At 66.0% G+C, this 26542-nt stretch carries 20 protein-coding genes and 3 pseudogenes; 12 read left to right on the forward strand and 11 right to left on the reverse strand.

The genetic code is table 11. The annotated features are described in order from the left end of the window. The first annotated feature begins 332 nt into the window (after nucleotides 1–332). The 9 genes from OG331_RS49495 (at nucleotide 333) to OG331_RS49535 (ending at nucleotide 14027) form a co-directional block, all read left to right on the forward strand. A complete protein-coding gene (locus OG331_RS49495; RefSeq protein ID WP_406191269.1) occupies nucleotides 333–734 on the forward strand; it encodes a hypothetical protein in 402 nt (133 codons plus the stop codon). Further along, a complete protein-coding gene (locus OG331_RS49500; protein ID WP_406191267.1) occupies nucleotides 731–2851 on the forward strand; it encodes a bifunctional polysaccharide deacetylase/glycosyltransferase family 2 protein in 2121 nt (706 codons plus the stop codon). Before OG331_RS49495 ends, OG331_RS49500 begins: the two co-directional genes overlap by 4 nt. 80 nt (nucleotides 2852–2931) lie before the next feature. Then, entirely contained in the window at nucleotides 2932–4266 is a 1335-nt protein-coding gene (locus OG331_RS49505) for an LCP family protein (RefSeq protein WP_406191265.1), read from the forward strand. Between the two features lie 760 nt (nucleotides 4267–5026). Next, nucleotides 5027–5212: a hypothetical protein gene (locus OG331_RS49510; protein WP_406191263.1), complete on the forward strand. Its 186-nt coding sequence runs from the start codon at nucleotides 5027–5029 to the stop codon at nucleotides 5210–5212. Nucleotides 5213–5690: 478 nt separating this feature from the next. Beyond that, a complete protein-coding gene (locus OG331_RS49515) occupies nucleotides 5691–10169 on the forward strand; it encodes a putative Ig domain-containing protein (RefSeq protein WP_406191261.1) in 4479 nt (1492 codons plus the stop codon). A 225-nt stretch (nucleotides 10170–10394) separates the two neighbouring features. Further along, nucleotides 10395–10583 (forward strand): hypothetical protein, encoded by a 189-nt coding sequence (locus OG331_RS49520; RefSeq protein ID WP_406191259.1) that lies wholly within the window; start codon nucleotides 10395–10397, stop codon nucleotides 10581–10583. Further along, nucleotides 10519–10746 carry a hypothetical protein gene (locus OG331_RS49525; protein ID WP_406191257.1) on the forward strand — a complete coding sequence of 76 codons (228 nt, stop codon included), beginning with the start codon at nucleotides 10519–10521 and terminating at the stop codon, nucleotides 10744–10746. The genes OG331_RS49520 and OG331_RS49525 overlap by 65 nt, the downstream gene beginning before the upstream one ends. Nucleotides 10747–10886: 140 nt before the next feature. Further along, nucleotides 10887–11594 (forward strand): transposase, encoded by a 708-nt coding sequence (locus OG331_RS49530; protein ID WP_406191255.1) that lies wholly within the window; start codon nucleotides 10887–10889, stop codon nucleotides 11592–11594. A 1173-nt stretch (nucleotides 11595–12767) separates the two neighbouring features. Then, nucleotides 12768–14027, forward strand: coding sequence for an ABC transporter substrate-binding protein (locus OG331_RS49535; RefSeq protein ID WP_406191253.1), 1260 nt, complete (start codon nucleotides 12768–12770; stop codon nucleotides 14025–14027). Between the two features lie 159 nt (nucleotides 14028–14186). Here the strand turns inward: OG331_RS49535 and OG331_RS49540 are convergent. The 4 genes and pseudogenes from OG331_RS49540 to OG331_RS49555 form a co-directional block, all read right to left on the reverse strand. Next, nucleotides 14187–14577 (reverse strand): annotated as a pseudogene (locus OG331_RS49540) (transposase); the annotation flags it as partial. 444 nt (nucleotides 14578–15021) lie between these two features. Beyond that, nucleotides 15022–15450 carry a subtilase-type protease inhibitor gene (locus tag OG331_RS49545; protein WP_406191251.1) on the reverse strand — a complete coding sequence of 143 codons (429 nt, stop codon included), beginning with the start codon at nucleotides 15448–15450 and terminating at the stop codon, nucleotides 15022–15024. A 364-nt stretch (nucleotides 15451–15814) separates the two neighbouring features. Further along, entirely contained in the window at nucleotides 15815–16015 is a 201-nt protein-coding gene (locus OG331_RS49550) for a hypothetical protein (protein WP_406191249.1), read from the reverse strand. Between the two features lie 67 nt (nucleotides 16016–16082). Beyond that, a complete protein-coding gene (locus OG331_RS49555; RefSeq protein WP_406191247.1) occupies nucleotides 16083–16988 on the reverse strand; it encodes a Fic family protein in 906 nt (301 codons plus the stop codon). A 250-nt stretch (nucleotides 16989–17238) separates the two neighbouring features. On the opposite strand from OG331_RS49555, the gene OG331_RS49560 reads away from it, so the two are divergent. Further along, nucleotides 17239–18060 carry a transposase family protein gene (locus OG331_RS49560; RefSeq protein ID WP_406209652.1) on the forward strand — a complete coding sequence of 274 codons (822 nt, stop codon included), beginning with the start codon at nucleotides 17239–17241 and terminating at the stop codon, nucleotides 18058–18060. A 17-nt stretch (nucleotides 18061–18077) separates the two neighbouring features. Here the strand turns inward: OG331_RS49560 and OG331_RS49565 are convergent, their stop codons facing one another. Next, nucleotides 18078–20873 carry a helix-turn-helix transcriptional regulator gene (locus tag OG331_RS49565; RefSeq protein WP_406209650.1) on the reverse strand — a complete coding sequence of 932 codons (2796 nt, stop codon included), beginning with the start codon at nucleotides 20871–20873 and terminating at the stop codon, nucleotides 18078–18080. Between the two features lie 37 nt (nucleotides 20874–20910). Here OG331_RS49565 and OG331_RS49570 point away from each other — a divergent pair. Beyond that, nucleotides 20911–21400 (forward strand): annotated as a pseudogene (locus OG331_RS49570) (IS6 family transposase); the annotation flags it as partial. Here the strand turns inward: OG331_RS49570 and OG331_RS49575 are convergent. The 4 genes from OG331_RS49575 to OG331_RS49590 form a co-directional block, all read right to left on the reverse strand. Then, nucleotides 21386–21487, reverse strand: coding sequence for a transposase (locus OG331_RS49575; protein ID WP_406209647.1), 102 nt, complete (start codon nucleotides 21485–21487; stop codon nucleotides 21386–21388). The pseudogene OG331_RS49570 and the gene OG331_RS49575 overlap by 15 nt on opposite strands. 65 nt (nucleotides 21488–21552) lie before the next feature. After that, on the reverse strand, nucleotides 21553–21972 hold the full coding sequence (locus tag OG331_RS49580; RefSeq protein WP_406191246.1) for a transposase family protein: 420 nt from the start codon (nucleotides 21970–21972) through the stop codon (nucleotides 21553–21555). A gap of 425 nt (nucleotides 21973–22397) precedes the next feature. Further along, entirely contained in the window at nucleotides 22398–22739 is a 342-nt protein-coding gene (locus tag OG331_RS49585; protein WP_406191244.1) for a hypothetical protein, read from the reverse strand. 585 nt (nucleotides 22740–23324) lie between these two features. Continuing rightward, nucleotides 23325–23573 carry a hypothetical protein gene (locus OG331_RS49590; RefSeq protein ID WP_406191242.1) on the reverse strand — a complete coding sequence of 83 codons (249 nt, stop codon included), beginning with the start codon at nucleotides 23571–23573 and terminating at the stop codon, nucleotides 23325–23327. A gap of 981 nt (nucleotides 23574–24554) precedes the next feature. Here OG331_RS49590 and OG331_RS49595 point away from each other — a divergent pair. After that, nucleotides 24555–24740 (forward strand): hypothetical protein, encoded by a 186-nt coding sequence (locus tag OG331_RS49595; RefSeq protein WP_406191240.1) that lies wholly within the window; start codon nucleotides 24555–24557, stop codon nucleotides 24738–24740. A 195-nt stretch (nucleotides 24741–24935) separates the two neighbouring features. Here OG331_RS49595 and OG331_RS49600 read toward each other — a convergent pair. Together OG331_RS49600 and OG331_RS49605 are read right to left on the reverse strand one after the other, a co-directional pair. After that, nucleotides 24936–25056, reverse strand: a pseudogene (locus tag OG331_RS49600) (IS3 family transposase); the annotation flags it as partial. Nucleotides 25057–25149: 93 nt separating this feature from the next. After that, nucleotides 25150–26148 (reverse strand): hypothetical protein, encoded by a 999-nt coding sequence (locus tag OG331_RS49605; protein ID WP_406191238.1) that lies wholly within the window; start codon nucleotides 26146–26148, stop codon nucleotides 25150–25152. Between the last annotated feature and the right edge of the window lie 394 nt (nucleotides 26149–26542).

Genomic DNA, 26542 nt, shown 5'->3' on the forward strand with positions numbered 1-26542 from the left:
GCTGCATGTCGGCTGACGGCTGCACCCCGGGCCTGCCGGCCCTTGTGAGGGCGCATGCGTACGTGCCTTCCTGGCGCAACCCAGGACAGGCGCAGGGCATGTGCGTGTACGGGAACCCTTCGTGCCCGCCGGCACCGGGATGGGGCCTGGACGTCTCACGGGCAGCACAGCGGACCTCCGGGCCCGTACCCCCCACCCACAAAGAGTCGCGCGTGCGCGGCCTCAGATCAGGAGCATCAGTGCAGGGCATCCCCCACATAGCCAGCACTCCGCATGACGGGCGATTGCCGTCCATGCCCCCTGCACGCAGGGCGCAGCACCCAGGGCGGGACATGCCGCAGCGCATGCCGCACCGGGGGGCCGTGCCTCCCGTGACCCCGCAGGCACGGCGTCCCCAGGCCGCCGCCTCCCAACTGCCCGTCTTCATCGACGAGTCGGGCTGGCGCCGGCGGACGCTGCAAGGCGTGGCGCTGGTCTTGGGCTGCGCCTGCCTCGGGTACTTACTGTTCGTCGGCATGCTGATCAGCGGACTTAGGCAGCCCGTCGGCACACATCCGCCGAGTACTGGAGGGCGGGCGGCTTCCGGCCCGGACCGCGGCGAGGAGCTGCACGGTCGCGGCGCACCGGCCCGAGCCGAGGCCTCCCGGCCGCCGGGCAGTGTCCACGCGGACCGCGGCGACCATGACCCGCCGGCCGGTAGATCCGCCCCGTCGGCCGGAGGCCTTGAGCAGTGAGCCGGCACGCCGATGTCCGCCGCCCGCCGCGCGGACACTGGCTCGTCCTCCTGCTGGTCCTCCTGGTGGTCGCCGTCACCCTCCTCTTCGAGGGCTGGACGACCCACCAAGTCGACGCCGCGCGCGCCAAGCCGCCGTGCACCCAGCCCATCCCGCGCGAGGCGGACGACGGGAAGCCGCTGCTGCGGTTCGGTCCGACGGGGGTCGCCACCGCGGCCATGCCGCCGGGGACCGTCGCGCTCACCTTCGACGGCGGGCCCGACCCGGTGTGGACGCCGCGCCTGCTCGACCTTCTGCGCAGGCACCACGCGCGGGCGACCTTCTTCGTCTACGGGAAGGACGCGGCCCGGCACCCGAAGCTGATGCGGCGGATCCTGCGCGAGGGCCACGAGATCGGCTCGTACACCTACAGCGGCGGCGACCTCGGTGTCGCCTCGCCGCTGCGCGCGCGGCTGGAGCTGTCGCTCACCCAGAGCGCTCTCGCCGGTGCGGCCGGCATTCACACCACCTTGCTGCGGCTGCCGCACACCACGGCCGCGGACACGCTCTGCGGCGCCCAGTGGCCGGCCGCGCAGCGCGCGGCGGCGCAGGGGTACCTGGTGGTCGCCTCGGACCACAAGGCCCGCAAGCCGTGGCGGGGAGTGGTGACGCAGCACAGCCAGACCGACCTGGGCTACCACGAGGCCAAGGATCTTCTGCAAGACCGCCGGGTGAAACGGTTCACCACCGTCAGCGGCGGGCTGGAACGTCCCTCCTTCCTTGATGAGGTCACGGTCGCCCAGGAGCTCAAGGGCGAGGGCCTGATCTGGTCGCAGCGGCTCGGGCACGCCTTCCTCACCGTGATGGTGTGGACGCTGACCCTCACGGGCGCGCTCGGCGTCCTGCGGATGCTCCTGTTCGCGATGTTCGCCCGGATTCACGTGCGCAGGCTGCACCGGTACCGGCCCGGCACCCCACGGCTGCGCGAGGTGCGGGACCCGGTGACGGTCCTGGTGCCCGCGTACAACGAGGAGGCAGGCATCGCCTCCACCGTGTACTCGCTGCTCGCCTCCACCCACCCGCATGTGCAGATCATCGTGATCGACGACGGCTCGAGCGACGCCACCGCCGACATCGCCGAGGACATCGACGACCCGCGGGTGACGGTGATCCGGCAGCCCAACGGCGGCAAGCCCAGCGCCCTCAACACCGGCCTGGCACACGCCCGGCACGACATCGTCGTCATGGTCGACGCGGACACCATCTTCGAACCCGAGGCGCTGGCCCGGCTGGTCCAGCCGCTCGCCCATCCGGCGGTCGGCGCGGTCAGCGGCAACACCAAGGTCGGCAACCGGCGCCGCCTGCTGGGTAAATGGCAGCACCTGGAGTACGTCCTCGGCTTCAACCTCGACCGGCGGATGTTCGAGGTCCTGGAGTGCATGCCGACGGTGCCGGGGGCGATCGGCGCCTTCCGCAGGGACGCGCTGATGGGCGTCGGCGGCGTCAGCGACGAAACCCTGGCCGAGGACACCGACCTCACGATGGCGCTCTGGCGGGCCGGCTGGCGCGTCGTCTACGAGGAGTCGGCAGTTGCCTGGACCGAAGTGCCCAGCACCGTGCGGCAGTTGTGGCACCAGCGCTACCGCTGGTGCTACGGCACCCTCCAGTCGATGTGGAAGCACCGTCACGCGGTGACGGAGGTCGGCCCCGCCGGACGCTTCGGCCGTCGCGTGCTGCTCTACGTCACGCTGTTCCAGATCGTGCTGCCGCTGTGCGCACCGGTCGTGGACATGTTCGCCCTGTTCGGGGCACTGTTCCGGGACCCCGTGGAGGCCGCCCTCGTCTGGTTCGCCTTCCTCGCCGTGCAGTTGGTCACCGCCGCGTACGCGCTGCGGCTGGACCGCGAACGGCTGCGCGTGCTGTGGGTGCTGCCGCTCCAGCAGTTCGTCTACCGGCAGTTGATGTACCTGGTGGTCATCCACTCCGTGACCACGGCGCTGCTCGGCACCCGCCTGAAGTGGCACAGCATGCAGCGCACCGGAACCGCAGACCCGTATCTGCTCCAAGCGCCGCCCGCACACAGGCCCGCAGAGCCGCTCGACGAGCCGCCCCCGCGAGGGAGCCTGTCGCCGAAGTGATCCAGGGGCGGCAAGGGACGGACGGGAACCGGCGAGCGGCCGCGCGAGTCGGACCTGGAAGGTGACCAAGGGAGTTGACCATGACAGACCCGCTTGACCAGCGGGCCGGACGCACCATGCCCACGGGGGAGCACGGCTGGAACGGCGACGCCGGGAGCCGTCCCCTGCACCGGGAGCCGGTCCAGATGACGGGCGAACTGTGGCGCTCGGAACCGAGGTCTGGCCGGGAGCCGACACCCGGCCAGACCTCGGCTCCGTACGCCGGCCGGTGGCCGCACCTCGCCCCGGAGCCGTACGCCGATCTGGAACCGTACGCCGGCCAGGGCCCCTACGCGGCACCGGAAGCCTCCGCCGTGCGTGGGCGGTTCGCCCAACGCCCCAGCTCCCGCTACGGACCCCGGCGCGCCCACGCCCGGCAGCCGAAGAAACGCAGGAAACTGCGGCGGGCGATGCTCGCCCTGATAGCCGTTGCGGTCGTCGCGGCAGGCGGCACGTACGGCTGGGCCGACACACAGCTCCAGCGTGACGTCGACCTCGGCGCGTACGGGGACCGCCCGCCGCCCGGCGAGGGCACCAACTACCTCATCGTGGGCTCGGACAGCCGCGACGGGCTTTCCCTGGACGACGTGAAGAACCTGCACGCCGGCGGAGGCGGCGGGCGGCGCACCGACTCGATGATGCTGCTGCACACGGGGGCCCACGGCACCAGCCTGGTCAGCCTGCCGCGCGACTCCTGGATCACCGTGCCCGGCCGCCTCGACACCACGACGGGCAAGACCAAGCAGCCCGAGGGAGACAAACTGAACGCCGCATTCTCCTACGGCGGCCCCGAACTGCTGGTGCACACCGTCGAGAAGAACACCAAGCTGCGCATCGACCACTATGCGGAGATCGGCTTCGCCGGATTCGTGAACATCGTCAACGCAATCGGCGGCGTTCGGATGTGCCTGGACCGGGACATCAAGGACAAGAAGTCAGGCGCCGACCTGCGCAAGGGCTGTCACACCCTGAACGGCAAGCAGGCGCTCGCCTTCGTCCGCCAGCGGCACCAGGAGAAGGAGGGCGATCTGGGCCGGTCAAGGAACCAGCAGAAGTTCCTGTCGACCCTCGCCCACCAGGCCGCCCGGCCCGGCACCCTCTTCGACCCGCGGGAAGTCGGTCCGGCCATACAGGCCGGGCTCGATACGCTCATCGTCGACAAGGACATGAGCCTGCGCGATCTCAGCAGGATGTTCCGCGCCGTGCAGAGCGTTTCGGGCGGACACGGCAAGCAGATCAACGTGCCGGTGTCCGGCTTCGGCGTCCCCACGCCAAAGGGCAACGTACTGAAGTGGGACGCCAAGAAGTCGGCCGAACTCTTCGACGATCTGCGCCACGACCGACCGGTGAAGGCGACGGGGAAGACGTCCCGATAGCAGGACGACTCGCGCGCCATCAGCCCGCAAAAATCGGTCGAGGTCCGGGCTGCTGACCGCAGCCCGCAGTTCGGAGAAGACAAGGCCGACAGGAGACGCGACTCCTGCTGCGGATCTCCCCGCCGACCGTCTCGTACGTCTCTACCACGAATCCGAGGTGGGGCGCGGCGATCAAATTGGGAGCCGTCCGCAGCTTTGCGAGAGAAACGGGGGCTCACGATGCCCACGGAGAAGGATCGGGCCCGAACTGGCGGGAGCAAGAGAGCGCCTACTACACCTTACGGCACACCATCCTGCACGGACGTGTCCTGCGCTCGCACGACCCGGTCGGCGTCGAGCAGGAGATTGTGGGCCCTGCTCACCCCTTCTCCCGGCTCCTGCGCCGCACCATGGTCGAGGCGGCGGAGCCCGTGCCGGGCACCGCCGGCCGCTCCCGGCTTCACCCTCGCCCTCCAAACCACACGTGACCTGCTGGGTATGTGCGCAAGGACTCTTCGAGTAGGGCATCGGGGAGATCGGCCGCCGAGTCCTGTCGGCCCTTGCGCCTGCACGGCGGAGACCCGCGTCAGCACCCGCAAAGTGAAGTCACCCGTCTCCCGCTACGCGGAAAGGAAACCTGACGGCCGCCCCGACGGCAGCCAGGGCGTGACCTCGACGACGATCACTCTCCTGCCGCCCCCCGTCGCCGGAGCCCGCGCTGCCCGCGCTGCCCGCGACGACCGTCCGGGAGAACACCGGCAACGGCAGGACCGGCAGCCGCATGGCACGAGTCCTGGCCATCCTGCCGGCAGACCCCGAACGCCAGTGGCGCTCAAGGGAGATCGCCGCACTCCTCGACGACATCACCTTCGTCGCCGCCTATCGGCAACTCGCTCGCCGCCGGGAGAGGAATCGTCCGCATGGGCCGCTCCACAGCCAACACCCAGATGGCGAAACCATGGCGTGACCTGCGGAAACGCTAACCACCCGGCCTTGGGGAAACGTCACCCCCCGGTCACCCGAGCCGTAACCACTCACGCCCGGGCGAGTGGGCGGGCAGCAAGTGTGCCTGGCGTGTGGGCCGGGAGGGCAGATGCAGGGGGAGGGCGGTAGGGAATTCTGGGGGCCCGGAGTGATCGAGCATCGCCTGGGGAGTTCCGTTGCACGAGCGCGGTCCTGCGGCATGGCCAGTCAGGTCAATTTGCAAGAAAGTTTGGCTGACAATGATGAAAACCGGCTGGACATCCAGAGAAGGCCGTGGGGCGTCGCAGCGCCGTGGGGTTTCGGCCGCACGCACTGGCGTGATGTGTCCTGGGTCTTCCTCTCCGGACAGGGCGCCGGGCCGGTCTCGCGGTCCTCAGCTCCGACCCCCGCCCGTCCCCGCGGGGCCGGGAAGGCTTCTTGCTCTGTTCCTGGCCGTTGTCCTGTCCGTGTCCGGCTTGGTCGTGGGCGCAGCCCCCGTCGCCTCGGCTGCACCGGCCAGCCCTGTCGTCGCCTGGGGCCTCAACGACAAGGGGCAGACGGATGTGCTGGCGGGGCTGAGCGATGCCACGACCATCGCGGCCGGCGTGCACCACAGTTTGGCGTTGAAGGCGGATGGCACCGTCGTCGCTTGGGGCTGGAACGACCAGGGGCAGTCGGCTGTGCCGGCCGACCTGAAGAATGCCGCGACTGCGAAGGTCACCGCCATCGCCGCCGGCTACGACCACAGTTTGGCGTTGAAGGCGGATGGCACCGTCGTCGCCTGGGGCTACGACAATCACGGGCAGTGGGCCGTGCCGGCCGACCTGAAGAATGCCGCGACTGCGAAGGTCACCGCCATCGCCGCCGGCGTAGAGCACAGTTTGGCGTTGAAGGCGGACGGCACCGTCGTCGCCTGGGGCGATGGCAGCGATGTGCCGGCCGACCTCAAGGACGCCGGCACCGCAAAGGTCATCGCCATTGCCGCCGGCGTGCACCACAGTTTGGCGTTGAAGGCGGATGGCACCGTCGTCGCCTGGGGCGACAACGGTAGCGGGCAGTCGGCTGTGCCGGATGGCCTGAAGAATGCCGCGACTGCGAAGGTCACCGCCATCGCCGCCGGCCTTGACCACAGTTTGGCGTTGAAGGCGGATGGCACCGTCGTCCCCTGGGGGAACGACAATGACGGGCAGTGGGCCGTGCCGGCCGACCTGAAGAATGCCGCGACTGCGAAGGTCACCGCCATCGCCGCCGGCGCACAGCACAGTTTGGCGTTGAAGTCGGACGGCACCGTCGTCGCCTGGGGGAACGACGTCTATGGGCGGACGGCTGTGCCAGAGCGGTTGAGTGGGGTCACGGCCATCGCCGCCGGCGGCGGACACAGCCTGGCGCTGAAAGCCAGCACGAAGGTCGCCGCCTGGGGCAGCAACAGCGCCGGGCAGGCGACCGTGCCGGAGGAAGCCGCGAGCGGGGTCACCGCCATCGCCGCCGGCAGCACCCACAGTTTGGCGTTGAAGGCGGATGGCACCGTCGCCGCCTGGGGCTACGACAATGACGGGCAGTGGGCCATGCCAGCAGGGCTGAGCAGGGTCACCGCCATCGCCGCCAGCATCAACCACAGTCTGGCGTTGAAGTCGGACGGCACCGTCGTCGCGTGGGGTGACAACATTGGCCATCAGGCGGATGTGCCTGGGGGACTGAGTGGGGCCACCGCCATCGCCGCTGGTCTCTACATCAGTATGGCGTTGAAGGTGGACGGCACCATCGCCAGTTGGGGCGCCAACGGCGCCCAGGATGAGGTCCCGGAGGAAGCCGCAAGTGGGGTCGTCGCTATCGCCGCCGGCACAAAGCACAGTTTGGCGTTGAAGGCGGATGGCACCGTCGTCGCCTGGGGCGACAACGGTAGCGGGCAGTCGGATGTGCCGGATGGCCTGAAGAATGCCGCGACTGCGAAGGTCACAGCCATCGCCGCCGGCCGTTTCCTCAGTGTGGCGTTGAAGGCGGATGGCACCGTCGTCACCTGGGGCGACAACGACAGTGTCCCAGAGGGGCTGAGCGGGGTCACCGCCATCGCCGCCGGCGAGAACCAAATTCTGGCGTTGAGGGCGGATGGCACCGTCGTCCCCTGGGGCGACAACGACAGTGTCCCAGAGGGGCTGAGCAGGGTCACGGCTCTGGCCGCCTCCAGCCATAATCTGGTGCTCGTGGCGGGGCCGCTGGCGGTGTCGTTTCCGGATTCGCTGCCCGATGCAGTGGTGGGGCAGGACTACCCTGCCACCGAAGTGGCTTCCCCTGGAGGGGGCAGCCCTGACTACACGTACAGGGTCACCAAGGGCAGTCTGCCGGAAGGGCTGTCCCTGAACGAGAGCACCGGGAAGCTCACCGGCATGCCCCCCACCGTGGGTAACGGCCCCTTCACCTTCACCATTACGGTCACCGACTCCGGCTCCGGCACCCTGAAGGATTCCGAAAGCAAGGAGTTCACGCTCCAGGTTTTTGCGAAAATCAAGATCACCAGCGGGAGGGATCTCCCTGCGGGCACGGTGAACAGCCCTTACGCAGACGGGAGCGGAGTCACTCTTGCCGCCGCGGGCGGGAGCGGGTCTTACAAGTACAGCGTCCCCCCGGGCAGTCTGCCGGCGGGGCTGTCCCTGAGCGAGGCAGGGGAGTTGACCGGCACGCCCACCGCCGCCACTGCCGCGGGTGGTAGCACTTTCACCATTACAGTCACGGACTCCGGCCTCGGCGCCCCGCAGCAGTCCGCAAGCAAGGAGTTCAGCCTTACTGTGAACAAGGCCGTCACGACGACGAAGGTCTTGCCCATAGACAGTCCGGTGCTGCCCGGAGCCGATGTGACACTCGTTGCCGAGGTGTCTGGCTACAATCCCGGCGAGAGTGTCACCTTCTTCGACCTCTTCGACGGCGAGACCACCGCCCTGGGCACGGCCGATGTGAACGATGAGGGCCGGGCCTCCCTGACCTGGTCCGCCGGCAGCCCTGGCGAACACTCCATCACCGCCACATACGGCGGCGACCCCAACAACCTGGAAAGCCCCGCCGAGGCCGTAACACTCCAAGTCCTGAAGCAACTCGCGATCACCAGCGGGAGGGATCTCCCTGCGGGCACGGTGAACAGCCCTTACGCAGACGGGAACGGAGTCACCCTTGCCGCCGCGGGCGGGAGCGGGCCTTACAAGTACAGCGTCCCCCCGGGCAGTCTGCCGGCGGGGCTGTCCCTGAGCGAGGCAGGGGAGTTGACCGGCACGCCCACCGCCGCCACTGCCGCGGGTGGCAGCACTTTCACCATTACAGTCACGGACTCCGGCTCCGGCGCCCTGCAGCAGTCCGCAAGCAAGGAGTTCAGCCTTACTGTGAACAAGGCCGTCACGACGACGAAGGTCTTGCCCATAGACAGTCCGGTGCTGCCCGGAGCCGATGTGACACTCGTTGCCGAGGTGTCTGGCTACAATCCCGGCGAGAGTGTCACCTTCTTCGACCTCTTCGACGGCGAGACCACCGCCCTGGGCACGGCCGATGTGAACGACGAGGGCCAGGCCTCCCTGACCTGGTCCGCCGGCAGCCCTGGCGAACACTCCATCACCGCCACATACGGCGGCGACCCCAACAACCTGGAAAGCAGCACCGCCGAGGCCGTAACACTCCAGGTCGTAGCGCCGATCCCGCTCACGGTCGTCACCACCTCGGTCGACGCCGTCGCCGGCCAGCCGTTCACCGCGATGCTGGAGGCTTCCGGCGGCACCCCCGACTACCACTGGGAGATTGTCGAGCCCAGCGAGAGTGCCACGCCCGAGGTTGTTGGTGCCCAGGCGGCGACCTGGGCAGCAGTGGCTGACGATGGCACGATCTCGGGTACGCCTCCCGCGGGCACGGAGCCCGGCTCCTACACGGTCAGCGTGCAGGCAACCGACAGCGCTGTACCCAGCCAGCAGATTACCGCCGACATTGCTATAGACGTCCACGAGCCCGGCACGGTCTTCGTCTCCACGAACAATCTCGATCCGGCCGTCGTCGGTGTTGCGTACAAGCAGACTCTCACCGCCGAGGGCGGTACCGCCCCCTACACGTGGGCGGTCGAGGGTGACCTGCCCGCCGGTCTGAACCTCGACCCCGAGACCGGCATCATCAGCGGAACCCCCGAGAAGGCGGGGGATGCCACCTTCACGGTGACCGCCACCGATGGCTCCGAGCCCGCCCTCAGTGGCAGCGCCGGGCTGGGTATTACCGTCACCGATGCCCCGCCTCAACCCAGCATCACCACTACCACTCTCACCGGCGCCACCACGGGCACCGCCTATCAGCAGACTCTCACTGCCAAGGGCGGTACTCCCCCCTACACCTGGGAGATCACCACAGGTGCACTCCCCGACGGACTGTCCCTGGACACCGGTAGCGGCAACATCACCGGCACCCCCACCACCGCGGGAACCACCGACTTCACCGCAACAGTCACCGACTCCGCCGGACAGACCGACACCCACGACTACACCCTCACCACCAGCACCCCGACCACCAGCACCCCGACCACCAGCGAAAGCCCCACACCCAGCCCCTCCACCTCCGACTCCGCACAAGTCAGTGAAATACCCAAAGGCGCACCCAACACAGGACTCGGGGCGAACAGCTCGGGCTCACTTCCGGCAATAGCAGCGTTGGACGGTTACCACGTGACACTCCCGAAGAGCCCCGCGATCGCTGATCTGAGCGGCGGACGCCAGCACGTCACGGCTGCCGACTGGCAACGCGGACTCACAAGCCCGTGGCCAGCACAGTCCTCATCACCATCAGCGCCGCGCCCACTCGACTCCGAGTCCGGCGAGTGCGGTGAGCTGTGCTCGGGCGAGGCGTTCGCGGCGTTGTCTATGGTTGGCGATCCACACCCCAGTCCGGTGTTCGGTGCCGTCGGGCAGCCGCTCCACACGCCACTCCTTCGCACCGCTGGTTGACGGTGCCCTCAACTCCCGCGCGCAGGGCGTACTTCGTCTGCCACGTCTGTGTCTTCTCCTCGGCCGTGTCCCCGAGTTCATCAGTTGACGGGCACATGAGCCGTTCCGAGGCGGTGTCGTAACAAGTCAGCGCGGCACGGCCCGCTGGGAAGCCGTGGAAGCGCGGGCACACGATATTTTGCTCTGGTCCAGCCGTGGACTGCTTGTCTGTGTAAGTGTGCGGGCGTGTACTTGCGGAAGACCCGCCGCCGGAACAAGGACGCCAGCGTCGTGCGGTACGTCCAACTCGCCAACAACCGGCGGATGGACGGGCAGACGCAGGCCGAGGTACTGGTCAACCTGGGCCGCCATGACCGCCTCGACCTGGACGCTCTGCGTCGGCTGGTCGCCTCGATCGAACCGCTACCTCGGTGAGGACGACGATGTCGCGGCGCCGCTGGGCGCCGAGGCCGGCCCGCTGCAGGTGGAGTCCTCCCGTCCGATCGGCGCGGTCTGGGTGCTGGATCAGCTGTGGAAGCTGCTCGGCATTGATACCGCGCTCGCCCCAGGCGCTGGATGGACGCCGATTCCGCACTGACGTCGAGCGATGCTGTTCACTCCGGTCGCTAACCGCGCGATCACTCCGGGCTCGAAACTCGCCGCCGGCGAAAGGGCCGGCCGCGACGTCGCCACACGGGCCTGCCCGAACTCGACGGCAACAACCAGGCCCTGCGCGCGATGGACCTGCCCATCGAGGGCGACGCGCAAGGCGCCGTGCAGGAAGCGGTGTTCTTCGCCGCCGCCCACCTGCTCAACCCCGAAGTCGACTTGATCTTCTCCGACACCACCAGCACCTGTTCGAGCGCGACCGCGAGGACGCAGAGGCGGGTGATGAGGCGCTTCGCCGGTCCGGGGCACTCCAAGGACCACCGCAAGGACCTGCCGCAGATCGACATCGAGTTCACGGTCACCCGCGAGAGCATCCGGGTCCGCTGCTGGGTCTGGCCCGGCAACACCTCCGACACCACCGTGATCGGGCAGGGCAAGGACGATCTGCTGTCCTGGCGGCTGGGCCGCGTGGTGACCGTCGCCGACTCCGGATACTCCTCCGAGGCCAACCTGGCCTACCTCACCCGCGCCGGCGGCCACTACATCACCGGCCTGAAGATACGCGAGACCAGCAAGAAGGCGGCCGCCGCCCTGGCCCGGCAGGGCCGCTACCAGGAGCTGCGCGACAACCTGCGGGTCAAGGAGGTCCAACTCGACGACGACCCCGGCCGCCGCTGGATCATCTACCACAACCCCGTCGAGGCCGCCCGCGAACAAGCCCGCCGCGATGAACAACTCAGCGTGATAGTCGATGAGTTGGAGAGGATTCCTCAGGCCCGGTCCTCGGATGCGAAGAAGGCCAGGACAAGGCGGCCAAGGCCGCCAAGCGCGCCGTGAAGCCGAACGACGCCGTCCACCGCAAGGCCGAGTGCACACTGCGTGACCATCCCACCCTGAGGCGATGGCTCACGCAGCCCCCGGCCACCGGGCGGCTGTCCGCCGACCGGTCCCAGGTCGCAGCCGAGGCCAGGCGCGACGCCAAGTACCTACTAGCCACCTCCGACCCGGACCTGCCCGCCGAGGACGCCGCACCTGGGTACAAGAACGTGCTGGAACGGAGCGTTCCCTTGCACGATGAAGTCCACGCTCTACCTGCGGCCTGTCTACCACCGCCTGGACGAGCGGATACGCGCCCACGCGCTGCTGTGCCGGCCGGCCCCTGCTGCCGATCCGCGTCGCCGAACGCCGCGCCCGTACCACCTGGCACACCATCAGGAACGAAATCGGCCGCATCCACCAGGCCACCCTCGCCGGGCCCCGCCGGCCGCCTGCAGCAGACCACCCGCATCACCGACGCCCAGGCGAAACTCTTCAAGGACTGCGGCGTGCCGCCTCCACCAAAGATGAGCGGCGTCCAGACCTCCGAATTGCCCCTGAGCTGGGAAAACAGCCGCCGGAGCCGTGGACACACGCCTCCGGCAACTCCGCATGCCATTCTCCCAGGTCACCCCGCGAATCCGCCGATCACGTGTGCCTGCCTCTGATGAAGCCGGGAGCCGGGAGTGCAAAGAATCGAACGAGCGATGCCAGGCCCGGACCCGCAGCACTGTCTCGCGTTGCGGCGTGCCAGGCAGCAGACCGTCACCCGCCTTCGGCATGAGGAGATTGACGAAGCTGTTCTGGAGCCGGTGAGGACCGTCCATCGGCGGGATGGGGCTGACTGGGCACGCCGGTCAGCCCTGGCAGATCGTTCCGAAGCGTTCGCCGCCTCCTTTGCCGAGCCTGCCACCTCGGAAGGCCGCGCCACTGAGCCTTTTCAACTCGGAACTTCGAGGAGGAAGGAAGCCGCCGCCGACCTGGGCAAATCGGTCAGGCATGTCACCCGATTGGTGGCCGCTCTGAAGAGGCTCACTGAGGCAGTCGATGCAGGCGCCGGAACGCTTGGTGGCGACCGCGGGTTGAGCGAAGCCGCGTCCCACGCTGTGGAAGCCGCCCGAACCAGACGGACATGCTGACGAATCTATCCAGGGCTAGACTGACAGACGCACCGGCAAGGGGGTCTTGACCTTCATGAACAGACGTCGGAGAGTGTCCGCGGTGCTGGTCGCGTTCGCTCTGACCGTGGCGGGGTGCAGCGCCGGCGCCGGCGAACGGCCGACCCCCGGCGTGACCGCCGCCACCATCACCATCGGCAGTCACGCTGACTTGACCGGCGTGAGTTCCCCTGGACTTAAAGAGATCCCGCCTGCGGCCAAGGCTTACTTCGACTACGTCAACGATCACGGCGGGGTCTACGGACGCAAGATCATCTACGACTACCGGGACGACAATTACAGACCCGCCAACGCCCTCACGGTGGTGCAGCAGCTCGTCGAGCAGAACAAGGTCTTTGCCATCTTCAATGGTGCCGGCACCGCTCCCCACCAGGCCGTCGCCGGCTACCTCAACGCCCAGAAAGTCCCCGACCTCTTCCCGAGTACGGGCTGGTCCGGCTGGAACGACCCCGCCAAGCTCCCATATACCTTCGCCTGGGCGCTCTCCTACCGCGCCGAAGCCAAGATCCTCGCGACGTACGTCGAAAAGACGTTCCCCGGGAAGAAGATCGCCTACTTCTACCAGGGCACAGCCTCCGGCAAGGACTTTGTCGCGGGCCTGGACACGGTCATTCCAGCCTCCCAGGTCGTCGCGCGCGAGGCAGCCCAGCCCACCTACGACGGCATCAACGCCCAGGTAAGAGCCATCGCCCAAGCCAAGGCCGACGTGATCATCGGGGCCATCGTCCCGGCCTACTGGGCCCTGCTGCGTAGGGCCCAGGAGCAGATCGGCAACACTGCCCAGTTGGTCATCAACTCCAACGCCTCCGACCCCACGAATCTCTCCCGCTTGATGGGGCCCGCACTGATGCAGGGCATCATCACTGACGTCTACCTGCCGCAGGTCACCGACACCTCCAACAGCTGGGTGGCCCTGGCGAAGAGGATCCACGACCGCTACCTGCCGAACGCCCCCTTCGGCCAGAACTTCCTGTACGGCGTGGCCAACGCCTACTCCTTCGTGGAAGCTCTGCAGCGTGCCGGGAAGAACCTGACCCGCCAGTCACTTGTCACCGCATTGGAACAAGGCGGCCCCGTCCCCGGCTTCGGGCTGGTCCCCCTGGACTACAGCCGCACCTCGCACGCCGGCTACAGCGGCGCCCAGATCGGTGTCATCAAAGGAAACACCATCGCCCTCGAGGGCCGACCGATGACCACCGACGACGGCAACGGGCCCGTCGTCCCCTACACCGCACCACAGCCCCCAGCCCCCGCCGACGGAATCCCCGCACCCTAGATGAATGAGTCCAAGGGATTGTTATTGCGGTCAGTAGTCGTAAGCGATCAGTGATCGCTTCACTGACTGGTCGGCCTGGTCGTTGCGCCAGATCGCCGCAGGTAGCGGGTCTGTCAAACGACGGCCCTGTCTCAGTTTCGGTGATAACGGAGAGTGCCGTTATCCGGGGAGGATGCGGTGGCGGAGGAGGGTGAGGCCTGCTCGTCCGTGCAGTTGGCGGGCGATCCGCTTGGTCTTGGTGTTGACTCCCTCGGTGGGGGCCGCTGCTGTACGGAAGCGGGAGCGCGGCGTTCACGCCATCGCAGTCTCCTCCACGCCTCGGGTGACGGCATACAGGTGGGGCAGGTCCACTGCGCGGACCTGGGGCATCCAGGCCGAGAGCACGTCCTGCACTTCCTGCGCGAGGCCTCAGGAGCCGGGCGAGGCCACCGATACCGACGGCCAGTTGGGGCACCTCAGGGCAAGCGGCGGTGAGCTTGGTCAAGAGGTCGTGATATTCGGTCGTGAGGGTGTCGGGTCTGGTGAGGAGCATCCGGGCGAGCGGCGCGGGGACGCCCCGGCCCTGGCACGTCCTGATGCATCCTCAGACGACCACGCCTCCGGCAACATGACAGCACCAACAGAAGGGCTTGGCTCCTCCCGGAACAGGGAGGAGCCAAGCCCTTGCATCGCTGACTGAGGGGGCGGGACCATCAGCGACGAGGATGGTGCGCCGCCACCGAAGGCGGAGCCATCCCGGATTGCTGGGACGTACGTGCTGCGTTGCGGGTCCACCCACGTTTGTTGCCCGCGGACAACAAACGTGTCTGCACCCCAAACTCCGTAACGCCTTAGGGATCTTGGGGCATCCGCCCTGGCTCTCGCAATCTCGCGCAAGTCCTGGCTGATGACACCCCTCAGGGCGCCGCGCTCGGACGCGCTGTCAGGCGACGAGGGCACCGGCCCCGGCTGCGGGGCTCTTCAGGTGCGCAGGGAAACTACACGTCCCGGTCCGTCAGAACCCGAAGACGCTCGTTGCAGAGGCCGTCTTCACGCACTCATTGGCAAAGGTGTGTTCGTAGGAGACGCGCTTGCCCTGCCAGACGCCCTGGGCGGTGACCACGACGGGCTTCCAGATCTTGGCGCACAGCACGTCGTTCCCAGCTGTCAGGGCAGCGAAGTCACCGCTGACACCACGCAGTTCAGCGCACGCCTCGGCAACGGCAGGATGGGTGCCGGTGGGCGTCGTGGCACAGTCGAGGGTGACGGCACGTTCCGGGGTGGCACTGGCAAGACTGTCTCCGTGACCCACAGTCAGGACCAGGGCAGACGGGGCGACGAGCGAGGCGGGGGCCGCCGGAGCGGCGAGGGCGGCCCCAGAGAGGGGTGCGCAGGTGGCGACGGTCAGGCCGAGGATTGCCGACCAGCGAGCGGTGTTCCGCATTGTGTGCTTCTTTCCGTGTGATTCAAGGACGCCGCCCGGTCAGATCGTGACTGGGTCGGCGGGCGAAAGTCTGCCGATGCCGCCGCGGAATCTCACATCGATGCCACCGGTTCCAGAAAGCCTTGTGTGTCGAATCTTTGGCCTGAACTGTCAGATTCCGAATGATCCAACAACAAACCGCCTGTTCTCCAGACGTAAGATCACTTCATCTGGCTAGATTCCCCATGCTCCTCAATTGGCCTAAACCTTCCGATCCCACCCACAGGTGCTGTCACGTTGTCGGTGGCGTGATCGGGTGATGATGGGTCAGGACGTGGCGAGGCCGCGAGTGATCCGTGGTTCAGACACCCCATGTCGTTTGAGGTCACGCGGCGTGGGGGTGAGCGTGGTGTGACCAGGCGATCGCTTCATCGTTGTGGGCGCGGGTCTTGAGGCATCCGTGGAGGATGCCGACGAGCCGGTTGCCGGCCTGGCGGAGGGCGGGGTCCTCACGGTCTCGTTGCTTGTCGTAGTAGCGGCGGGCGCCGGGGGAGACGCGCAGGGCGGCGAACGCTTGGTTCTGCAAGGCGTCGGCCAGGCGGTTGTCGCGGATGAAGCGGGACTGGACGGTGGGGCTGTCAGCGAGACGCCTTTCAGCGGATGTACGGATCGGTCAGCGGCAGCGGCGTCCGAGCCGCTTCCAGAGCTGACTCGGGAAAGGCGGGGCCGGCGGTGTAGAAGCGGGCACGGGTACGGCCGATTGGTGTCAGAACGTCAACCGCGCCTAGGTCCCGCAGGTCGCGTTGGGCCCGCTGCAGGCTCAGGTCCTCCGCTCGTTCGTAGCGTGTACGACGCACCCTCCCGGACATCGCCACGTCATGCAGAGCGGAAACCACCCTCTCCTCTAGCCCCCGGGCCTCTGCGAACTCACCGAGCAGAAGCCACACCCGACTCGAACGGTCCAGGCGGCTGCGTACGGTCTGCGCCTGCTGGTGGTATGCGGTGAGGTTGAAACGGACCCATTCGGAGACGTCCTGGTCGGGGCGGTAGGTGGCTCCTCGACGCTGCAGCTCGCGGTAGTACTCCCAGGTGTTACCGGGGCGCCCCAGCCATGCCTCGATCGAGGAGAACTCGGGGGCCAGTTCTCCCTCTCGCGCGATCATGAGTGTTTGGAGGGACCGGGACATGCGGCCGTTTCCATCCGCCCACGGGTGGATGGAAACGAGGTGCAGATGCGCCATGGCAGCCCGCACTAGCGGGTGGCTGCCGTCGTCCGTGTTCAGCCACTCGACAAGTTCACCCGTCAACGCAGGCACATCAGCCGCGTCCGGCGCCGTGTACGCCGCGATACTGGGGTCGCGGGCATTCGTCACGTACACGGCTCCGCGTCGCCACTGCCCCGCCGGCTGCTGCGGGGTGTTGCGGTGCCCCTGCAGCATCCAGTGGAGCGCATTGAGAAACCCCTTGCCGTAACGGAAGTCCGGGACATCGTGCAGCGTCTGGATGTACGTCATCATCCGCTGGTAGGCAAGCGTCTCCTCACGGTCCTCCTCGGACACATCGACATCCCGCTCGCCCTCTAGAAGATCCTCGACGTCGACCTATGTGAATGCTTACTGAGGTTTTCTCAACGAAATGATCTCGCCGTCGCCGTCGCCGTCGCCGTCGCCGTCGCCGTCGCCGTCGCCGTCGCCGTCGCCGTCGCCGTCGCCGTCGCCGTGGCGTGAGGGCGGCTGCGAACAGGCGTGAAGCCCCTGGTAGGACAGGTCTCACCACAAGATCTTGTCCGTGACTTCCAGAGGCTTCACGTTGGTTTCCTATGCTGCCATGCTCGATGTCCCGCGCCACGTCGTGGAGTTCCTCGCCCGCTTGCCGGCCGGTCACCGCCGCCGGATCGGCACGCCGAAAAGCTCGCGGGCACTGGGACCGTTCCGCCAGGCGGTACTGGTCTTGCGCTGGTTCCGCGAGGGGTCGTGCGTGCACTGCCTGGCGCGCGATGCGGGCATCTCGCAGGCCACCGGTTACCGCTACCTGCACGAAGGAGTGGACGTCCTGGCCGGGCAGGCCCCGGATCTGCATCGAGTTCTCGCCGAGTGCCGGCAGCAGGGCATGAACCACTTGATCCTGGACGGCACGCTGATTGAGTCCGACCGCGTCGCCGGTGTCCACCTGAACGCCGCGGGCAAGGAAGTGGACACCTGGTACTCCGCGAAGCACAAGGCATTCGGGGCGAACGTGCAGTTCGTGTCCGCTCCGGACGGCACTCCGTTATGGGTGTCGGATGGGGAGCCCGGTTCGGTACCGGACATCACTGCTGCCCGCTCGCATTGCCTGCCCGCCCTGTACAAGGCGGCCGCCGACGGCCTTCCCACCCTCGCTGACGCCGGCTACCAGGGCGCCGGCATCGGCATCCACCACCCGTTCAAGAAGCCTCGTGGCAGCTCCCACCTGCGGATTCATCCCGACACTCGCACTCGCAACGCCCTCCTGCGTAGCGTGCGCGCGTTGGGCGAACGAGCCGCGGCCGAGCTCAAAGAACGATGGCGCACGCTCAAGCGCATCACGCTCAGCCCCGGTCGGATCGGCGCAATCGCCAAGGCCGCCCTCGTCCTCAACAACGCATGGCGATGAGTTTCGTTGAGAAAACCTCACTGCTGTATAGCCTCGTGATGGCGGAGCTCTCGACGACCTGTGATGCCGAGTTTGGCGAAAACGTGACTGAGGTGGAATTCAACGGTTTTAGTGCTGACGAAAAGGCGACTGGCGATCTCCCTGTTGGTCAGACCGTCGGCGGCAAGTCGGGCGATATCGTGTTCGCGATCCGTCAGTGGATTGGGAGCAGTGGCCCTCGGCGAGAAGCCGGCATCGGTCCCATTATTCAGTGAGCCTTCGCATCGCTGCAGGAACGGTTTCGCGCCCAGCTTGGCGAACAGCCTGGTGGCGCTCGACCGCAAGGCCTCGGCCGCTTGGTCCTTCCCAAGATTCATAAGCAGACGACTGTATGCATGCTCGAGACGGCTGCGGTGGAAGGGGATATTGGTCGTCGTGGCGGAGAGCATAACTCCATGATCGTAGCTGATTTGCGCTGTATCGGTGTCACTTCGAGCCTCGGCGAGTTGCCCACGCAGGAATGCGCATACGACTTGCAGGCAGGGCGCATTTTCGGCAAGTTTCACCAGGCGGGCAAGTGCTGTTTCTGCGGAATCGAAATCGCCTATGCCGATCAACGCCTCAGTGAGCAGTGGCTGCCAGTACATTGAGGACATCTCGACGATTCCCTGGCCCGGGAGTCGGAACATTGGCTCGAGTGCCGTATACATAGCCGCGTAGTCGCCGCGAGCCTGAGCCAATGTGGCACGGCCGATGGACTGCCAGGGAATCGAGTAATTCGGTATGAATTGGGCCAGCTCTTCGCCCTGACGTAGCAGCTCGTCGGCTGTTTCCCATTCGCCGCGTCCAGCAGGGACAAGACTCCCGAAAGCGCAAGCCATCGCAATGCCCCAAGGCTTGTCCTCCATCACGGAGATGGTGCGGCCACGCTCTACCTGAAGCAAGGAATCGTCCCACGCGCCGAGCAGGTATTGATCCATGGCGAGCACGAGATGTGCATCCTGCGCCCAGATGGGAATGGAATGCTCCCGTGCGAGTTGCAGGGCAACCCAAAGATCATCGGATCCCTGAGTGAGCTTCCCGCCGTAGGACCGAAAGAGGCCACGATATGAGAGAATGAAGGCGTCGGAGGGTGCCACGCTCCCAGCTTCCGGCAGCGGTGCTATCTCTTGCAGGGCACGCTCGGCTGCCGCCGCTCCACCTGTCATTCCGCAGCCGTAGGCGAAATATGACTTATGCTGGGATCCGTAGTCCGCGGCTGACGCTTTGAAGTCCAATGCTCGCTTTTGCGAGTCTACGCACTTCGGGCCATCTGCTGTTGCGATGTATGAAATACCCAGCCAGTAGCTTGCCATTGAAGCGATCCATTGCTGGCTAGGTAGCCTTTCAGTGGCCTGCACTGCTCGGATCAGCAGAGATTCTCCCTCGGTCAATTCTCCCTGCAAGAGTTTGCTTGATCCTAGGACAAGATCACGGGTAGGCGTGGGCTCACACAGCGCGGCTTTCTCCAGTAGTGGCCGGAAGCGGGCGAGTCTCTCGGCCCAGATCAGGTGTGCACCAGCGAGGAGAAGGAGCCGTTCTCGTTCGGCCTGCCCGCTCGCCAAGTCCGATGCCCAGAGCAAAAGCGTTGCCGCCCGTTCGGCCTGGCGGTCGGTGAGCAGCTGTGCGGCTTCGTCCTCCAGGGAGCTCGCGAGCTTGGGGTCGAAGCCGTCTACGGCGGCCACCCTGTGCCGCCAAGAGGCATCCCGAGCCACCAATGGCACCGCATTGGCGTGTAGTTCGCGGCGACGAGTGGGGCTGATCGCCCCCAGGATCGCGTCGCGTTGGAGAGCGTGCGAGACCGTCACAGGGGTGGTGGGCTCGTCGGGCCACCAACGCAGCAGTCCCGCGGCCAGGCACGGCTCCAGGGCCGCTGCAGGATCGCTCAGGCGGGCGACGGCGGCAGCAAGTGCCAAGGGCAGACGGGCATCAAGGATCGCAGCGGCCTCGGCCAGGAATCGAGCGGGTTCGGGCAGGCCGCTCAGCTGCAAGCGGATCGCCGAATCCAGACCGGGCGGGACGGGCAGCGCCTCGTGCTCGTTAGCCAACTGCTCGACCGATAGCTCGGCCAGCAGTGTCTGCAGATACAACGGGTTTCCAGCGGTGTGGCGGTACAGGCGCTCCGCGACAATCTGTGTTATCTCGCGCCCCCCGGTCATCTGGGTCGCGAGCTGCCTCACCTCCGATCGGCCCAGTCCGTCGAGCCGCAGGTGGCACCCTTGCTGAGCGCCGGCCAGGCGCCGGACCTGATCCACGCGTTCTTCAGCGTCTCGCTCGCCCGAACGAAGCACCATCACGGTCAGCACTGCATCGGCTTCCAACCGCCGGAGCACGTATCCCAGTGCTTTTAGCGATTCCTCGTCCGCCCACTGCGAATCCTCGATCACCATCGCCACCGGGCCGGCACTCTGAAGATCATCCAGCGCGGTCAGCAACTGTGCGCCAATCTCCACGGGTGATGCCCCGGCCATGCCGCCCGCTAGGAACGGAATTTTTTGCCGGACGTATGGTTCAATCCTCCGGGCTAGCTGATCGGCCACCCCGAATGCCCAGTCTTGTTCAGTTGTGTCGCAAAATGCGCGGATCGACGAAAATTGCTCGACAGTCGGGTCCGAGAGCCACTGCTGCACCAACGCGCTTTTGCCCACGCCGGCGAGTCCCTCCAGCAGCACCGTCTGCTTCCGACCTGCGGCCACTTCTCGCACACAGTTACTCAGCTGGGCGAGCGGATCTGCACGGCCGACGAACACTCTGCAATCACCTCCTCGTTCCATCAAACTCCCGCTTTCGAGCACCTGCAAGCAAGGATGCTGTCCGGGCGGGGCTGGGACGATCTTTGGGCTGTCCGTCCGGGGAGGGGGTCGTCGTGTGGTGTGGTTGTACTTCCGCTTCTCCCTTAGCTTCCGCGAGGCCGAGGAGCTGATGCTGGCGCGCGACGTAGTCGTCTCCTATGAAACGGTCCGGCGGTGGTGCCCGAAGTTCGGCCAGGCCTATGCCAACGCGCTACGCCAACGACGCCCGCAGCCCGGCGGATAAGGGTCACTTGGACGAGGACGTCATCAAGACCAACGGCGTGCAGAAGTACCTGTGACGGGCCGTTGACCAGGGACGGGATGGTTCTCGACGTCCTGGTCCCCAACCGGCGTGACAAGGCTGCGGCCATGCATTTCTTCCGCCGGCTCCTGAAGACAGGTGCCCAGGGTGATCGTCACCGACAAGCGCCCGCTCCTACGATGCCGCGCACCGTGAGGTGATGCCCTCGGTCGAGCACTGCTCCCACAAAGGGATCAACAACCGGGCCGAGAATTCACACCAGCCGCTCGGGCACATCCCGCCAGGCCACCCCGGCCCGGAACTTCCACACGATCCCGTTGAGCATCGTCCGGTCATCCAGCCGAGGCCGCCCCATCGACGTCCGGGGCAGCAACGGCCGCACGAAGTCCCACTCGGCATCGGTCAGTTCATGGCGACGTATCACCCGACCATGATCCACCAATCAAGATCACATTGACGACAGACCCTAGCGCTCTTGCCGTCCGCCACCAGTCGCACAGGACGGTCACGATCTGTACTGGCAGGCCGCAACAGCACGGCGAGGCCGGCGGGATGCAACTGCTCGATCACCCGGCGGACTGTGTCCATCGACGCGGCCGGCCGCACCCCCAGCGCACCACGGACCGGAAACCCCAGCCGGGCCAGAGCGTCCTGGGGCGCCCGACGCAGCCAGTGACCCACCGCCGCATAAGAACGTGCTCCGGCCGCCACCGCGCAGGCCGCCGCCCTGACCAACGCGACCAGCGGATACCGCAGCCCACGGCGATCGCGCGGATCAACGCTCTCCGCCTCACCATCACCCGACGGGGCGACAGAACACGACAGCACGGACGCGGGCATGGCAGACTCACGAATCACCGAAGCTCCGTTGTTTATAGGCGAGTTGGTAGCTCACCTACATCAACGGAGCTTCGGCGCTTCCGGTCACACCCCAGCCGACCAGCACAATCACAAGATCAAACCGACCTTGCAAGAGCCCTGACTGAGAAGGGCCCCTGAACTGGGTTTTTGGTCAGGGGCCCTTCTCATGTCCGGCAACCGCAACTGCCCGGTGTTCCCACGGCAGGGGCACGGGCAACTTCGGATCCGTAGCTCTACATAGATCGGTCAACGGGGGTCATATAGGCTGCCGTTCGACCCCTGAGAGTGGCCATGAGTCATTGACGGTTGCTGTACCTCGTTGCGGTACTGCCTTCGTCTTCGCCAGCCTTATGATCGGCATATCCCGGTTTCGGGGGTAACGACGGCCGCGACGGGTGCGATGGTCAGGTCGTGCCGTGTGGTGCGGCGTGGCCAGCCGATTCGAGGATGCCCAATATACCCTGCAGGCAGGAGATCAAGCGCGCTTCACGGCCGGGGTCGTCCGTTTGGTTCGGCGTGTCAAAAGTGGGATTCCCCAGGAACGCCTTGAAGTTGTCTATGTCAGACGCCATAAGATTCCCGTTCTGCGGGAGATTCCGGTAAGCGGTAGCCTGCTGAAGGTAAGCCCACCAATAGGCTTGGTCGTGGCCGTTGCCGGGAACGTAATCGTAGGCGCCGGGGATGCCGGTGCCGTCGCCGCAAATCTGCAGACAGTTATCTGCCTCATTGGTAAGGGCAGTGGCCATGGGGATGCTGAAGGTGTATATATATGGCATTTTGCCTCCGCGTGTCATTCATGCGGCCCTGGTGCCTTCGGCTCAGTCGCCGCGGAATTGTACTGCCAAGTCAGCCTTGCAAAAGGACAGTAGCCCGTATGCCTCGGCCGCCCGAAGTCCGCCAGGGCAGCGCACTGGCCTCACTCGTCGGCCCTTCGTGCAACGGCCGGCCCGTTCACGGTCCATGAGGCCGGCCTCAGTTCCCCCCTCTGCGCCTACCTGCCCGGACGGCCTGAGCGCAGCGCCCACCCGGCTCCCGTCCCGTACGCCGTCGACCCACACGTATGTGGAGCCATGGCGTCCAGGTGGAGCGCCCTGCCGGACGTACGACCTGGACGCCATGGGCTGTGTCTGCTCGGCTTGGCCTGGGTCGATGGCATACGGGACGGGAGCGCCCCGCCCGCACCCCGTGAACCCGCGGCCGGCAGCGGCCCCCTGGATCCTGGCGCCGGCCGATCCCCCGCCGGAAGCATCGCCGTGACCGGAGGCTGCGCTCTGTGGTGATCGACCCCTGGCTACCGGTGCTGTCCACCAGCGGGCGCGCTTTCCGGGCAGCTACCATTGCCCAAACTGGACCCACCGGTCCTGTATTTGGAGCACGGCAAGACCCATGCGCAATGTTCCATTGTCGTCCGTGCTGCGAATATCGTATGTTATTTCATTGGACTCTTCCATGAAACTCGCAATTGCATCAGGAAGAGACTCGTCGAATTGCACCCAGGTTCCGTCGGATGCGTTCGGATCCATCTCGCCCTGCCAGCCAGTATGGCCAGGATCGTCATTGCGTATAACCGTCACTCGCATGCTTTCGTCCTTTTCTCGCTGATATTTTCTGCTGTTCGGAGCGCCGAGGTGTGATGAGTATCCCGGCCAGCGCCTATCTCACTCTTGGATCAAAGGCCAGTCATGAAACCAAAGGGTTCTGACCGCAGCGCTTTCTATCCATCGATGCCGGTCGACCAGGACACTTCAGGAGGTCCACGAAAACTTTCTCCACGTTGCACCTCTCGCGCTCTTTGCATCCTCAGCCGGCCGGATGAGCCGTTTCCCCGTAACCTAATGCGGCGCAGCCCCGCCCCCGCGTTCCGGGCGGACAGCATGTCGGGCACAGATCGCGTCGCTCCCGGGCGGCGGTGCGGACGTGGGCTCAGCCAGGATTTCCGTGAAGCCGTTCGTGACGTGCTGATCAACGCAGGGTCTTTGAGGGGTGATCTTGTGTCCGGGTTCGTCAAGTCAGTCCGAGGTCTCGACATGCCCCTCTAGAAACGCCTCCTGCGAGGCCGTCGCATAGACCCGGAGCACAGTCCTGCCCGAGTAGGACATCTGCACGTGAACAGCACGCACTTGCGACACTGCCCGGCCGGATCCAGCCACACGTCCGCGCAGTCGACCTCCGCCTCCTCGCCGGGCCGTTTCTCCTGCGGCACCATCCCTTCGAGATGCCGGCGTCCTTCCTTGGACTCCAGCTCCAGCTGCGGGCGGCGCCTGCGGACATAGTCCCGAGCCGTGGAGTACGACGCCTGCTCGAAGTCATGCTCACCCGCGAGCGGCTCAAGAATCCGGTCGAGAAGGGCGGGGGCTCCGGCGAGGGTCGAGGGCTTCCAGGTGGGTTACATGGGAGGTGACGGGGTGGAACGCCGGGTGCCGTTGGGTCAGGGCCGAAGCCGCCGCCAAGGCAGAGCGTGTTGGGGCCGGTGAAGGGCTTCATCGAGGCGATGCTGCGGAAGGACCAGAAGGCGCCGAGGAACCAAAAAGCACACCGTCCGCTGCCTGAAGGCCGTCACCGTGCCCAGGCTGCCGTTCCCGCACGTCGACCAGGCGCTGCAGATCGTCCGCCGGCGGCGCACGGCGCGCAGCGGGACGGTGACGCTCCAGCGCGTCCACGCGGTCACCAGCCTGGCGGTTCACCAGGCAACAGCCGCTGACCCGGCGGAAACGCGTCCGCCGGCACTGGGCAATCGAGAATCGTGAGCACCACGTCAGCAACGTCACGTTTGGGGAGGACACCGCGTGTGTGCGGACCGGCAGTGAGCTGCGGGCGACGGCTTCCCTGCGGAACCCGGCGATCGGCACGCTCCGCCCGGGCGGAACGGGACAACATCGCCGAGGGCCTGCGCCATCACGGGCGAGACACGGCTCGGCCGCTGGCGCCCCTCGGACTCACGTCACGGCCTTGGTGTAGCAGTCGATGACGGCGGCAAGGAGTACCCAGCCCTCCCAGGTGGGAATGTAGGTGATGTCGCCGACCATTTTTCGCCGGGGGCGCGTCGGTGGTGAAGTCGCGTTTGCCGCCCTGGCCGGGTTTAACGAACTACCGATAGAACTCAAGAGATCCAACGGACCGTCATGAAGTGCCGAGGCTAATGGGACGCGACCGCGATCAGGATTCGCTGACGATCATGCTAAACATCGTTACACTTCGATCGAATGCGAAGAATGCGCCTGGGATGGCAACTCGCCTCACGACCGAACAGGAAACGTCACCCTCGTTCCATTGATCACCCGCGAGTTGGCTGATCATATTTGTGTAACCGCGTAGGAGTATGCCGAGGTCTACAACCTCAAGCGCGGCATGTTGATCAAAAGTTATCCCCTCCGAACTGGCCCGTGGAGCCACATAACGTAGCAAAATATCCGCCACCCTAGCCGGAATCTTGGCTAGCTGGACCAGCAGCGTGAGGGCTTCCAGATCGAGTGACCGTGGGTAGACCTGACCCGTGCTGGTTAGCACCCTTGTAAAGCCCAGAAAGGCGGCCAAGCGGTTCTCCATATTTGTTAGCTTGCCTCTGTCTCCGCCGAGGAGATCCAGCATGTCTTGCGAAGTCCCTGCAGGTCCTTTGATTCCACGCAATGGGTATCTGGTGAGAAAATTATCGATTCGCAGTTGCGCCTGAGCCACTTCACTCTGTATGCCGCGAATCCTTGACTCATCAAGGGAATTCGGCCAATTTTCGGAACCCGCCGAGTGAAGGCACGCGTCGAGTATGCGACATATATCAGCACTTCGCGTGCGAGATATCTGCAAACTCGAGCGAATCTGAGCTTGCTCGATATTATCGTCCAGATCACGTCCTGTAAGACCGTTATGGATGTACTCGTGGCCAGCAAGAGCGTTGAACTCTTCAATGCGAGCCTTGACATCATGCCGGCAGATACGCTCACGCCTGTCAATTGAGTCAAGATCGACCTGGAAGATGTTTTTCTCGTACTCACGTATGACGGCATTTGGAACCAGAAGACCTGCTTCCTGCTGGGCACGCAGAAGTTCGACCCAGAAGAGCCTCTCTGCTATCACTTTATGCTGTGGTGACCATAGGCGGGCAAGACTTCGTGATATCCCGTCGACGGCCAAAACGTGAGCAAAAGCCGGTTTCTCCACTAGTGCGACATTAGTTTCCCGTGATTCGTTGGTGTCAGCTGAAGCTCTTCGTCTCATTGAGCCTGACATGGATGACCTCTCCTCTGAACAGGCCGTGGATGCGGAAGTTGGAGGCGGATCGGCATGCTTGGACCGATGTGGCCCTTCGGGCCCGCATTATGTTGTGGCTGGCGAGGGCGTCGCCGCAAGGGCATTGCCGAACCGGCCGACCTGCGGCAGCGGGAAGGCACATGATGCCGCTGCGGACACTTCGCCCCCATCGCTGAACCAGAATGAGATTCAATTCGAGATCATCACTCGACAGGTAATCCGCCGCGGGACCTTCTCCAGCGTCCATGTTCTGAACAAAGATCCGCGATTATATCGACTCGTGGAACGTGAACGCCAAACCCTT

Origin of the sequence: Streptomyces sp. NBC_01017, from assembly GCF_045162795.1 — a bacterium.
Taxonomy (GTDB): Bacteria; Actinomycetota; Actinomycetes; order Streptomycetales; family Streptomycetaceae; genus Streptomyces; species Streptomyces machairae.